At 61.7% G+C, this 12,846-nt stretch carries 11 protein-coding genes and 1 tRNA gene; 11 read left to right on the forward strand and 1 reads right to left on the reverse strand.

Annotation, left to right across the window (positions count from 1 at the left end):
* Positions 1–48 precede the first annotated feature (48 nt).
* The 9 genes from def to P9250_RS18955 all read left to right on the forward strand — a co-directional run bounded on the left by def (position 49) and on the right by P9250_RS18955 (position 8,861).
* On the forward strand, positions 49–552 hold the full coding sequence (gene def, locus P9250_RS18915; RefSeq protein ID WP_244826728.1) for a peptide deformylase: 504 nt from the start codon (positions 49–51) through the stop codon (positions 550–552).
* A gap of 35 nt (positions 553–587) precedes the next feature.
* On the forward strand, positions 588–1,580 hold the full coding sequence (gene fmt / locus P9250_RS18920; RefSeq protein WP_310394557.1) for a methionyl-tRNA formyltransferase: 993 nt from the start codon (positions 588–590) through the stop codon (positions 1,578–1,580).
* Positions 1,581–1,674: 94 nt separating this feature from the next.
* A complete protein-coding gene (locus P9250_RS18925) occupies positions 1,675–2,322 on the forward strand; it encodes a LysE family translocator (protein ID WP_310394560.1) in 648 nt (215 codons plus the stop codon).
* 129 nt (positions 2,323–2,451) lie between these two features.
* Positions 2,452–3,306 carry a zinc metalloprotease HtpX gene (gene htpX / locus P9250_RS18930; protein ID WP_244826731.1) on the forward strand — a complete coding sequence of 285 codons (855 nt, stop codon included), beginning with the start codon at positions 2,452–2,454 and terminating at the stop codon, positions 3,304–3,306.
* A gap of 164 nt (positions 3,307–3,470) precedes the next feature.
* Positions 3,471–4,931: a 16S rRNA (cytosine(967)-C(5))-methyltransferase RsmB gene (gene rsmB / locus P9250_RS18935; protein ID WP_310394562.1), complete on the forward strand. Its 1,461-nt coding sequence runs from the start codon at positions 3,471–3,473 to the stop codon at positions 4,929–4,931.
* Positions 4,928–5,524, forward strand: coding sequence for a DUF4390 domain-containing protein (locus P9250_RS18940; RefSeq protein ID WP_250462564.1), 597 nt, complete (start codon positions 4,928–4,930; stop codon positions 5,522–5,524). Before rsmB ends, P9250_RS18940 begins: the two co-directional genes overlap by 4 nt.
* Before the next feature lie 22 nt (positions 5,525–5,546).
* Positions 5,547–7,976 (forward strand): PAS domain-containing sensor histidine kinase, encoded by a 2,430-nt coding sequence (locus tag P9250_RS18945; protein ID WP_284502940.1) that lies wholly within the window; start codon positions 5,547–5,549, stop codon positions 7,974–7,976.
* The gene (gene esaR, locus P9250_RS18950) at positions 7,977–8,690 is read left to right on the forward strand and encodes a response regulator transcription factor EsaR (RefSeq protein WP_250462569.1); all 714 of its coding nucleotides are present in this window, start codon (positions 7,977–7,979) and stop codon (positions 8,688–8,690) included.
* Between the two features lie 95 nt (positions 8,691–8,785).
* Positions 8,786–8,861: transfer RNA gene (locus P9250_RS18955), tRNA-Phe, on the forward strand.
* A 173-nt stretch (positions 8,862–9,034) separates the two neighbouring features.
* Here P9250_RS18955 and P9250_RS18960 read toward each other — a convergent pair.
* Positions 9,035–9,946 carry a lipopolysaccharide biosynthesis protein gene (locus P9250_RS18960; protein ID WP_310396807.1) on the reverse strand — a complete coding sequence of 304 codons (912 nt, stop codon included), beginning with the start codon at positions 9,944–9,946 and terminating at the stop codon, positions 9,035–9,037.
* Between the two features lie 1,494 nt (positions 9,947–11,440).
* Between P9250_RS18960 and queC the strand changes: the two genes are divergently transcribed.
* Complete coding sequence (gene queC, locus P9250_RS18965) at positions 11,441–12,175, forward strand: 7-cyano-7-deazaguanine synthase QueC (RefSeq protein ID WP_310394565.1); 735 nt, start codon at positions 11,441–11,443, stop codon at positions 12,173–12,175.
* A 24-nt stretch (positions 12,176–12,199) separates the two neighbouring features.
* Positions 12,200–12,832, forward strand: coding sequence for a 7-carboxy-7-deazaguanine synthase (queE, locus tag P9250_RS18970; RefSeq protein WP_244826737.1), 633 nt, complete (start codon positions 12,200–12,202; stop codon positions 12,830–12,832).
* The last annotated feature ends 14 nt before the right edge of the window (positions 12,833–12,846 follow it).

Here is a 12,846-nt window from a genome sequence, read left to right on the forward strand (position 1 = left end):
GAATGGCCGACTTCACACGCGTCGCGGCGCGCGTAGATAATCCGAATCATGGCTCTGCTCAAGATACTGAACTACCCGGACAAGCGGCTGCACAAGGTGGCGAAGCCCGTCGCCGTCGTGGACGACCGCATTCGCAAGCTCGTCGCCGACATGGCCGAAACCATGTACGCGGCACCCGGCGTCGGCCTCGCCGCGACTCAGGTGGACGTCCATGAGCGGGTAATCGTCATCGACGTATCGGATGCACACGACGAACTGCTCGTATTCATCAACCCGGAGATCGTCTGGGCGAGCGAGGTTAAGAAAGAGTGGGAAGAAGGCTGCCTCTCGGTGCCGGGCATCTACGACTTCGTCGAACGGCCGGACAAGGTGCGCGTGAAGGCGCTCAACGAGAAAGGCGAAAGCTACGAACTGGACTGCGATGGCCTGCTTGCCGTGTGCATCCAGCATGAAATGGATCATTTGGCGGGTCACGTGTTCGTCGAATATCTCTCGACGCTCAAGCAAACGCGCATTCGCGGCAAGATGAAGAAGCTCGAAAAGGCGCTGTAAAGCGCTTTATGTTGTCTCAAGGGTAGTAACAATCGATGACTCAATCGCTGCGTGTCGTTTTCGCCGGTACGCCGGAATTTGCCGCCGCCGCGCTCGCGGCTATCCACGCGGCCGGATTTCCCGTGCCGCTGGTTCTGACCCAGCCCGACCGGCCCGCTGGCCGTGGCATGAAGCTGACCGCCAGCCCCGTCAAGCGTTTTGCCGTCGAACACGGGCTAACGGTCGCGCAGCCCACGTCGCTCAGGCGCGCGGGGAAGTATCCGCAAGAAGCCGCCGATGCCATCGAGTTGCTGCGCGCCACGCCGCACGACGTGATGGTGGTCGCCGCCTACGGGCTCATCCTGCCGCAGGAAGTGCTCGACATTCCGCCGCGCGGCGCCATCAACATCCACGCTTCGTTGTTGCCGCGCTGGCGCGGCGCCGCGCCGATCCATCGCGCGATCGAAGCGGGCGACGCCGAATCGGGCATTACGCTCATGCAAATGGACGCGGGCCTCGACACCGGCGCGATGATCCGCGAGGGCCGCACGGCTATTGGCGCGGACGACACCACCGCCACGCTGCACGACCGCCTTGCGAAACTTGGCGCGGATCTGATCGTCGCGGCTCTCCGCGACCTCGAACGCGACGGCGCGCTGCCATCGACACCGCAGCCTGACGACGGCACGACCTACGCACAGAAGATCGCCAAGAACGAGGCCGCGCTCGACTGGCGGCGTCCGGCGGAAACGCTTGCGCGTCAGGTGCGCGCGTTCGACCCGTTCCCCGGCGCGTTCGGCACGCTCGATGGCGTCGCGATCAAGATCTGGTCCGCGCAGCCGGTGAGCGGCGAGTGGCAAGCCGATCCGGGCACCATCGTGGATGTGTCGGCGGAAGGAGTCGTCATGGCCTGCGGAACGGGCGCGCTCAGGCTCACGCAGTTGCAAAAGCCCGGCGGCAAGCGCCTGCCCGTGCGCGAGTTTCTCGCGGGCGCGCCGCTTGCCCGAGGTCAGCGTTTCGCGCTGCAAGAAACCGATCCGGACGCTTGACCCAGGCTTGAAGCACGCGCGACGGACATGTAACGCATGCGTCGCGCGGCGCTAGAATCGTGAATCTTCAACACGCGCACGCTTGGAGTTTCCGATGCTCGGCATTACCGGTTTTGCCTTCTTTCTCGTCGCCGTCTTTCTGCTGAATGTCACGCCCGGCCCCGATACTGCCTATATCGTCGGGCGCAGCGTCGCGCAGGGACGCGGCGCGGGAATCGTATCCGCGCTCGGCATCTCGGCGGGCTGCATCGTTCATACGCTCGCGTGCGCATTCGGATTAACGGCGATTCTCGCGGCGTCGGCCACGGCGTTCACCGTCGTCAAGATCGCTGGCGCGATCTACCTGATTTATCTCGGCGTGCGGCTCATTCTCGCGAAGCACGACAAGGCCGTAGACGCTCACGCAGCACGAACCATCGCGCAAGCCGCGCCAAAATCGCTGCATCAATTGTTCGCGCAAGGCTTCGTCACGAACGTGCTGAATCCGAAAGTCGTGCTGTTCTTCGTCTCGTTCTTTCCTCAATTCGTCGCGGCGGACAGCCAGCACAAGACGCTCGCGTTTCTCACGCTCGGACTCGTGTTTATCGCCATGAGCACGGTCTGGAACAGCTTCGTTGCGTGGATCGCGGGCAGCGTCACCGAACGTTTTTCGGGCAAACCGGGGATGAAAAAGTGGCTGGATCGCGGTGTGGGCACGGCGTTCGTCGGCCTGGGACTGAAGCTCGCGACGTCACATCGCTGAACGCAACAACCCGATTGAATTTTTCGCGGATGCCCCTATCTAACGATTTGCTTACAATGAGCGTCCTGGCCAGTGTGGCCGGGACCATCGCGCAAATTGCGCACCGTATTAGGGATAGGAGTTCCTGACATGTTCAATTGGGTCAAAACCGCGATGCTGATGGCTGCGATCACGGCCCTCTTCGTTGTGATCGGCGGGATGATCGGCGGGTCGAAGGGAATGATGCTCGCGCTCGTCGTCGCGCTCGGCATGAATTTCTTTTCGTATTGGTTCTCGGACAAGATGGTCCTGCGCATGTACAACGCGCAGGAGGTCGACGAAACCACTGCGCCGCAGTTTTATCGCATGGTGCGCGACCTGGCCACGCGCGCTCAGTTGCCGATGCCGCGTGTCTACCTCATCAACGAAGACGCGCCGAACGCGTTTGCAACCGGTCGCAATCCGGAACACGCGGCCGTCGCGGCGACCACCGGCATCCTGCGCGTGCTGTCCGAGCGCGAAATGCGCGGCGTGATGGCGCACGAACTGGCGCACGTGAAGCATCGCGACATTCTCATCTCGACCATTTCGGCAACGATGGCCGGTGCAATCTCCGCGCTCGCGAACTTCGCCATGTTCTTCGGTGGCCGCGATGACGAAGGGCGCCCGTCGAACCCGATTGCGAGCATCGCGGTGGCTATCCTCGCGCCTATTGCGGGCGCGTTGATCCAGATGGCCATTTCTCGCGCGCGTGAATTCGAGGCGGATCGCGGCGGCGCGGAGATTTCCGGCGATCCACAAGCGCTCGCCAGCGCGCTCGAGAAAATCCACGCGTACGCGTCCGGCGTGCCGTTCCCCACGGCGGAAGCGCACCCGGCCACGGCGCAGATGATGATCATGAATCCGCTGTCGGGCGGCAGCATCGCGAACTGGTTCTCGACGCACCCGGCGACGGAAGAACGCGTCGCGCGCTTGATGGAAATGGCGCGCACCGGGCGCATGTAATCCGGGGCGTCGTCACGACGCGTAACACCGAAGGCCGTTCCAGTCACGCTGGCGCGGCCTTTTTCCTTTTGTGGTGCGAAACGCGCAAGCACCGGGCCACGAAGCCTTGCACGTTACAATCGTCGTTCGAATCGATGTTCACACGAAGTCGCACGACCTTACACATGACCGACAAGCCTTCCCGGCGACTTTCCACCGCGCCGCACTCGGCGCGCGGAGCGACTCATTTGAGCGCGCTGCATCTTGCTCCCGATTCCCTTGCGTTCGCGCTCGACGGCGCGGCGCAGGCGGTCGGCGCCGTGCGCGCGGGATCGGCGTTGCCGGCCGCCTTGCAGACGGTTATCGCCGCGGGCAGGCAGCCGGCGGCACGGGGCGCGATTCAGGACATTGCGTATCGCGCGATGCGGCGTCTCGCACTTGCCGATGCGCTTTTGCATAAGCTCGTCCGCAAGGCGCCGCCGCCGCACGTGGCCAACGTGCTGGTCTGCGCGTTCACGCTGCTCACCGACGACGAAGCGCACGCGGCCTACGCGCCGTTCACCGTCGTCGATCAGGCGGTGACCGCCATCGCCACGCGCCGCGAGTTTGCTTTCGCGAAGGGCCTCGTCAACGCCGTGCTGCGCGGCTTTCTGCGCGAACGCGATGCGCTCCTCGAAGAAGCGCGTGTGAGCGAAGTCGCGCGCTGGAATTATCCGCAATGGTGGATCGACGCCGTGAAGCGCGGTCGGCCGGACGCGTGGCAAGAGAATCTCGATGCGGGCAACGTGCAGGCGCCGCTCACGCTGCGTGTGAACGCGCGTCACGCCACCGTCGATGCCTATATCGAACGCTTGCGGCAGGAACATATCCAAGCGGAAGCCGCCGGCCTGCACGCGGTGCGCCTTGAAACACCGATGCCGGTCGAGCGTATTCCGGGCTTCGCGGATGGCGTCGTGTCCGTGCAGGACGCGGGCGCGCAACTCGCGGCACAAGCGCTCGACGCGCGTGACGGCATGCGCGTGCTCGACGCGTGCGCCGCGCCTGGCGGCAAGACCGGTCATATCCTCGAACTCGCGAATGTCGAACTCGTCGCGCTGGAAAGCGATGCGACTCGCGCGGGACGTATCGGCGAAAATCTCGCGCGCCTCAAGCTGCACGCCGAGATTTGCGTGGGCGATGCCGGCGATCCTTCGCAATGGTTCGATGGCGCGCCGTTCGATCGCATTCTCGCGGACGTGCCGTGTTCGGCCTCGGGCATCGTGCGGCGTCATCCGGACATCCGCTGGTTGCGGCGGCCCTCGGACATCGCGACGCTCGTCGAAGAACAGCGGCGCATTCTCACGGCGCTCTGGCCGCTCGTCGCCAAGGGTGGCGAGTTGCTCTACGTGACTTGCTCGATCTTTCCCGAAGAAGGCGAAGAGCAGGCCCGCTGGTTTGGAAGCACGCATGAAGATGCGGTACGATTGGACGCGCCGGGCCAGTTGCTGCCGACCAGGGCGCGTGCCGGTGCGGGCGCGGGCGCGGCAAACGGGTCACGGGACAGTACACAAGTGGCCGGCCAGCCATCGAACGGGAACGCGGAAGCTGCATCGAGTTACCGCGCGGACCACGACGGATTCTTCTACGCGCGCTTTCAGAAACGGTGACGATCAAACGCCTTTTTCCGCTTCGGCTCGCGCTCGTCGTCTGGACCGCGCTGACGTTCTGCCTGTATTTCGCGGCAGCGGATTCCGCCTTCGCCGAAACCATTTCCGTGCAGCGGGCTTCGTTGCAGTCGGACAATAACGGCTGGAATCTCGATGCCCATTTCGACTTCGACCTCAACAGCAGCCTCGAAGAAGCCGTGAACCGCAGCGTGCCGCTCTATTTCACCATCGACTTCAACTTGTCCCGGCCGCGCTGGTACTGGTTCGACGAGGAGCCGGTGAATGTTTCGCAGAGCATCCGGCTGTCTTATCAGCCGTTGACCAATGAATATCGCGTGTCGACAGGCGGCCTGCAATTGCGCTTTGCATCGCTCAACGAAGCCATGGCGGTGATCAAGCACGTGACATCGTGGCATGTCTTCGACCGCAATCAGGTGCATCCCGGCGAAACCTATAACGCATCGGTGCGCATGCAACTCGACATCGCGCTGATGCCCAAGCCGTTCCAGATCGACGCGGTGAACAACCGCGACTGGAACCTCTCATCGGACTGGAAGCGTTTTACTTTTACGGCGGCAGAACGTGCGAAATAGATTTCGACGCGGCCGCACGGACATGAAAAGTCTCGTCGTCCGGTTGCTGGTCTCGACAGTGGCGGTCACGGCGGTTCTGCTGCTCGTGATGCTCGCGCTCGCCAGCGCCAATACCGAATTCTTCGACCGCTATTACGGCTGGCTCTACGCGGCGAACGTGGCGATTGCGCTCATCTTCATGCTGATCGTGATCAGCCTCACGGCGATCATCGTGGCGCGCGTGCGGCAGGGCCGCTTCGGCACGCGGCTACTGGCCAAGCTCGCGTTGATCTTCGCGCTGGTCGGCGTGCTGCCGGGCGCGATCATCTACGTCGTGTCGTATCAGTTCGTGTCGCGCAGTATCGAATCATGGTTCGACGTGAACGTCGAGACCGCGCTCACGTCGGGTCTCACGCTCGGGCGCGGCATGTTGCAGACATCGCTCGCCGACTTCAAGGCGCGCGGCCGGCAAATGAGCGATCAGCTTGCTAGCGCGGATCAGTCGAGTCTCACGCTTTCGCTCCTGCGGTTGCGCGATCAATACAACATTCAGGACGCGGTCGTGTTCGAGCGTCCGCGCGATCAGTACAACCGCGAGGATTTGTCCGCGAACAACGGCACGCAGCGCGTGTCGGGATTGCGCACTATCGCGCAGGCCTCGGGCAACTACTATTCGCTGTTGCCGACGAACGAGCCGACCGGCTCGATGCTGAAGGAGGCGCAAGATCATCCATATGGCGCGATAGAAGGCGAGATCGACGGCGATCCATCGTCCACCGGGCCGAAAGGCGCGTTGCGATTGCGGGTGATCACGAAGATCCCCGATCCCACGACGACCACGGAGTTTCAGCACGTCGATCGCTTCCTGCAGATCGAGCAGCCGGTGAGTCAGGAACTCGCGCGCAACGCGGATGCCGTGCAGCGCGCGTATCGTGAATATCAGGAAAAGCGGCTGGGGCGCACGGGCTTGCGCAAGATGTATATCGGCACGCTGACGCTCGCGCTCTTTCTCGCCACGTTCATCGCGATGATGCTCGCGCTCGCGCTTGGCAATCAGCTCGCGCGACCGCTGTTCCTGCTCGCGCAAGGCACGAAGGAGGTGGCCGAAGGCGACTACACGCCAAAACGCGAGATCAATTCGCGCGATGAACTCGGCTTTCTCACGCAGTCGTTCAACGCGATGACGCGGCAGCTTTCCGAGGCGCGCGCGGCGGTGGAAAACAACCGCATCGCGCTGGAGCATTCGAAGGCGTATCTGGAAAGCATTCTCGCGAATCTCACGGCGGGCGTGTTCGTGTTCGACCGGCAGTTTCGGCTCACCACTGTCAATCGCGGCGCGGAACGCATCTTCCGGCAGCGGTTTATCGGCTTGCTGAATCAGCCGCTCGATCAGATCGATGCCCTCGGCGAGTTCGGCGCGATGGTCAAGAAAGCCTTCGCCGAACGCGATGCCGCCGCTGTCGGCAGCGGGCATCCCATTGGCGATCGCGGACACTGGCAGCAGCAAGTCGCGGTGACGGTGCCTGGCGAGAACGAGCCGCTTACCTTGCTCGTGCGCGGCACGCAGTTGCTAAGCGCCACCGACGCCGACTCCGACGACGCGGAAACCACCGGCTATGTCGTCGTGTTCGACGATATCTCCGACGTGATCTCCGCGCAGCGTTCCGTGGCTTGGGGCGAAGTGGCGCGGCGCCTTGCGCATGAGATCAAGAATCCGCTCACGCCCATTCAGCTTTCCGCCGAACGTCTGCAAATGAAGCTCGCGGACAAACTCGCCGCGCCCGACGCCGAAGTGCTGAGGCGCGCATCGACGACCATCGTCAATCAGGTGCAGGCGATGAAGCAGATGGTCGACGATTTCCGCGAATATGCGCGTACGCCGCCGGCCGTCCTCGGTAATCTGCAATTGAACGAACTGGTCGCCGAAGTGCTGACCTTGTATGGCATCGAGGAAGGCAAGAGCGCGATCAAGGTGGACCTCACGAAACTGCCGGTAATTCGCGGCGATGCCACGCAGATAAGACAGGTGATTCACAACCTGTTGCAGAACGCGCAGGACGCCGTGGCCGATGTCGCGGAGCCGCGCGTGCTTCTCGAAACGAGAACAGTAGAATATGGCGAGCCTGACGCATCGGGCCATGCGCGTGTCGCGGTACGGCTCACGGTGTCGGACAACGGTTCGGGCTTCCCGGCGCGCATCTTGTCACGCGCTTTCGAGCCGTACGTCACGACGAAAGCAAAGGGCACGGGACTAGGACTTGCAACGGTGAAGAAGATCGTCGACGAGCACGGCGCGCGCATCGACATTCGCAATCGGTCGAAGAACGCGGATGTCATCGAGGGCGCGCAGATATCGATTCTGTTTCTTCAACTCGCGGACGATACCGCCGCTCCCGGCGCGACGACGCGGGGAACGGGCACGGCAGCGAATCACGGAACGACAAAAGCAACAGTGCAGACAAGGGCAGCTTAAATGGCGACCATCCTGGTAGTAGACGATGAAATGGGGATCCGGGAACTGCTCTCCGAGATCCTGAGCGACGAAGGCCACGTGGTGGACGTGGCGGAGAACGCGCAACACGCGCGCGACTACCGCTTGCAGCAGACGCCCGACCTCGTGCTGCTCGACATCTGGATGCCCGACACCGACGGCGTAACGCTGCTGAAGGAGTGGGCCGCGCAGGGCAAGCTCACGATGCCGGTCATCATGATGTCGGGGCACGCGACCATCGACACGGCCGTCGAAGCGACGAAGATCGGCGCGCTCAATTTTCTCGAGAAGCCGATCGCGTTGCAGAAACTGCTTAAGGCGGTCGAGCAGGGTCTGGCGCATGGAAGCGCGGCGCCCGCGGTCGTGTCATCGACCAAGCCGCTGACGAGCGCGGGGGCATCCGGCGTGCCGGTGGCCGCTGCGCTGCCGAGCGCGTCGGCGTTGAACGCCACACCCGGCGACGCGGCTTCGGGCGGGGCATCGCCGAACGCGGGACAGACGGCATCGATCTCGTTCGATATTCCCTTGCGCGACGCCCGCGATGCTTTCGAGCGCGCGTACTTCGAATATCACCTCGCGCGCGAGAACGGCAGCATGACGCGCGTCGCCGAAAAGACGGGGCTCGAACGTACACACTTGTACCGCAAGCTCAAGCAATTGGGCGTCGATCTTGGAAAGAACAAGAACGACGTTTGACCCGTGGCATCGAGCCGATTGCGTCGAATTAGAGAAAAATTCGGCTCAAGGCTTGAGCCTCGTGCATCACTCTGATATAGTCTCACTTCTCCGATGGCCCGGTAGCTCAGTTGGTAGAGCAGCGGATTGAAAATCCGCGTGTCGATGGTTCGATTCCGTCCCAGGCCACCAGAATTAAGAAGCCCGAGAGTGTCATCACTCTCGGGCTTTTTCTTTTGCGGCGGGCCTTTGTCAGGCTCGGTATCTGCACGAAACAAGCGAAAAAGCGGACAGGCGTTTGATTTGCCTGTCCGCTTTTTTTTGCTTCATGCGACCCCGACTGCGAGCCGCTTGCAAGAACATCTTTACTTCGGGTTTGCCGTGACGAAGTTCTTGAATGCCGTGTAAGCCGCCTTCACCGTCTTGCCGTCGTTCTTGATCAGACCGTAAGCACCTTCGCCGCCCGCCGGATCGTCGTACAGTTCGTACGTCTGGATAGCCTGGATGTTGTACTTCGTCGCCACCGAGACGAACTGAGCCATCATCTTGTTGCCGACGAGGTACGACGCGATCTGTTGATCCGTGCCCATGTTCGGACGCACGCCGAATTCGTTGATCCAGATCGGCTTGCCCATTGCCTGCAGCGTCGCGAGGATGTCGTGGCAGCCCGTGCCGCCGCATGCGTTCGTGATGTCGCCCTGGTCCGAGTACCAGTGCCATGCGGTGACGTCCCAGCTCACAACCGGGTGACCCGTCGTGCCGTCCGGCTGCGTGCCGGCCGCGAGCATCTGGTCGAAGCCGTAGTGCATCCACGCGCCGCCGCCCATGATGATCTTGCCCGCCGTATCCACCGACTTCACGCCGGCGATCATGCCGCGGATCACGCCACGCGCAAGCTGGAACTTCTTGTTGTCGAAGTGCTGGGGATAGACACCATCCACGTTGCCCGTAAGGCAGTCCGCTTCGAGTTCGTTGCTGACTTCATAGTACGGATACTTGCTCGCGGCGGCCGTCTGCTGGCCAAGCGCGAAGCCTGCGTTATAAGCATCGGTTTCGCTGTTGAAGTCGATACCCATCAGCATCACCGGATACACGGTCACGCCGCCTGCCGCCATCGTCTTCGCAATGCCCGCGAGCTTGGTCGCCGCCGCCTGGCTATAGACCTCGTTGCGGTACAGCTTCACGCCGAGATCCTGCAGTTGCGACAGTTGCAGCGCGGGGCTGGAAATGTCGTATGCGCCGCCTTCGTTATTGTGGCCGTTCGCGCCGTAGAAGATCTTGGTGGTGGTCGGCGTGGCAGGCGTCGTGGCCTTCGTGTTCGACACCGTCACGCTGACGTTTTGCACCGAGCGCACGCTGTTCGATGCATTCGCCGCCGTGATCTGCCACGTATGCACGCCGTTGACCTGGCGCGTGGTATCGACGGTCGTCGAGAATGCGCCGCTTGCGGGCACGGCATCGCGCGCTACCTTGTTGCCCGTCGTCATGTCGACGACAGAAACCGTGGTCCATTTCGATCCGGTCGTGCCTTTCACGGTAACGGTGCCGGTCGCGGTTGCGTTGACCGTCGGCGCCGTCACGACGAATGCCGATGTGTTGCGCTTCGAGGCTTCCGCGGTCGATGCGAGGTCGAAGGCGTCGTTGCCGGCTCCGCCGCACGCGGTGAGGAGCACGCTGGCGACGATCGTGGCGGCAATCAGACTTGCCTTGGGAGCAGTGAAGGCGAAACGGGCAGGGGTATGGGTCGAATTCTTCATATTATTAGTTAGCGTTACTAATGATGTGTTGTGCGTCGGCTCAGAAAATGAGTGCGTTGACCAAAGCGCCGGAAATGAATCGGCAAATCGGTTACGGACCTGCGTCCCGCTTAACCCTGCGGATGGGTGCCGGGAGCGAGTTCATTCGGATGCCGAATGAAATTGCCCCGAAGGGTGGGCAGATCAGTCCAACGGCAAATGCCGGACGCTGCCAGACAGCCGGACCCACACCGTTCGTCCACGCGTTTCGAGCGCCTGGAGCGATTGCGGCGTATTACCTAAGGACCGGCACGAAGAAAAAGCCACGCGCTTGCTGCGTTTGAACGTTTGCGCGTTGAATTCGCCTCAGGCGCGAATTCTGGTGAAGCGGAACTTGTTACTTAACGCAAACCATCTTTCTAGACGATTACCTATAATTACGGCTCCTCGGCGCGGAACTTTAGCTTTTATAGACAGTTTTGCCGATTTCATTTTGGCAGATGAGTATATATTTCCGAATTCGAGTGTGTCGCACACAGTTGCGACGGATAACCGGGAGGTCATCCACGACCGCGTGTGTGGAAAAGATGATTCATTCAAGTGACGGCATTTCCTTAAAGAAGAATGACCTTCAGCCGCGTGGTGGTATGTCTCCAACAACCAGAATTCGGTGCGTATCGCCGGCTCTTACCGATAATCCGTGCTGAATCTTCGAAGCGTTTTGGGTGACTCTTCGCTCGACGCAGCCAGCCTAACTATCGGCAGACAATCGCGCTGCGTGATAAAATCCGCATCGAATTAAGGACTTGCCTGTCCTCGGACCGCAGGTCCTTTTTGTTTTTCGACGTTGTGGCTCACAGGTGCGGCCGGTCAAAAGCGTGCGAATTCTGGCGACGCCTTCGTATATGGGACATAAGAGTCGCCGCACGTGGGGAAAGGGTCGTCGGCCTATACTGAAACGTCGGGGTAAAAGCATGTCTCTCTTACCGACCGGCGACATGGCCCGCAGGCCATTCTCAAACACGGAGTTTCACGGTGACTCGTACAGACGCTAAGGACAGCGCGCTCGTGCTGTTTTCCGGCGGACAGGACTCGGCCACATGCCTTGCCTGGGCGCTCGAACGCTATAAGACCGTCGAGACGCTGGGTTTCGACTACGGTCAGCGGCATCGCGTCGAACTCGAGTGTCGTGACGGTTTTCGCGCCGCCGTGCTGTGCGATTTTCCGCATTGGGCTGAGCGGCTCGGCGAAGACCACACAATCGATCTATCGGTTCTCGGCGCCATCAGCGATACCGCGATGACACGCGAAATCGAGATTCAGTCGACCGCAAGCGGCCTGCCGAACACCTTCGTGCCCGGACGCAATCTGTTGTTCATGACGATCGCGGCGGCGGTGGCGTATCGGCGCGGATTGAAAGTTCTCGTCGGCGGCATGTGCGAGACGGATTTCTCCGGTTATCCCGATTGCCGTGACGACACCATGAAAGCGCTGCAAGTGGCGCTCAATCTCGGCATGGAGACGCGTTACGCGCTGGAAACGCCGCTGATGTGGCTCGACAAGGCCGACACGTGGCGTCTGGCTGAAACGCTCGGCGGCGACGCGCTCGTCGAATTGATCCGCGTCGAAACGCATACGTGCTATGTAGGCGAGCGCGCCGAGCTACACGACTGGGGCTTCGGCTGCGGCCAATGCCCGGCGTGCAAGCTGCGCAAACGCGGTTACGAGGCATACCGCGCGGGCGAGCAAGTCACTATCGCGCCGGTTTGAACTTCAATTGATCACAGAGCAGTCATGACGTACGCAGTGAAGGAAATCTTCTACACGTTGCAAGGCGAGGGCGCGAACGCAGGGCGTCCGGCCGTGTTTTGCCGCTTTGCCGGCTGCAATCTGTGGTCGGGTCGCGAGCAGGATCGCGCTGAAGCCGTCTGCCAGTTCTGCGATACCGACTTTGTCGGCACCGATGGCGAGAACGGCGGCAAATACCGCACGCCCGCCGAACTCGTCGCGATGATCGCCTCGCTCTGGCCCGAAGGCGAGGCGAACAAGTTCGTCGTCTGCACGGGCGGCGAACCGATGCTGCAAATCGACCAGCCTTTCGTCGATGCCCTTCACGGCGCCGGCTTCGAAATGGCTATCGAAACGAATGGCTCGCTGCCGGTACTCGACAGCATCGACTGGATTTGCGTCAGTCCGAAAGCCGACGCACCGCTCGTCGTGACCAAGGGCCATGAGCTGAAGGTCGTCGTGCCGCAGGACAACCAGCGCCTCGCCGATTACGAAAAGCTCGATTTCGAGTACTTCCTCGTCCAGCCAATGGACGGCCCGTCGCGCGACATCAACACGAAGCTCGCGGTCGACTGGTGCAAGCGGCATCCCAAGTGGCGGCTGTCGATGCAGACGCATAAATATTTGAACATTCCCTGACAGACGGTCCCGCC

Origin of the sequence: Caballeronia sp. LP006 (assembly GCF_031450995.1) — a bacterium.
In the GTDB taxonomy this organism is placed as follows: Bacteria; Pseudomonadota; Gammaproteobacteria; order Burkholderiales; family Burkholderiaceae; genus Caballeronia.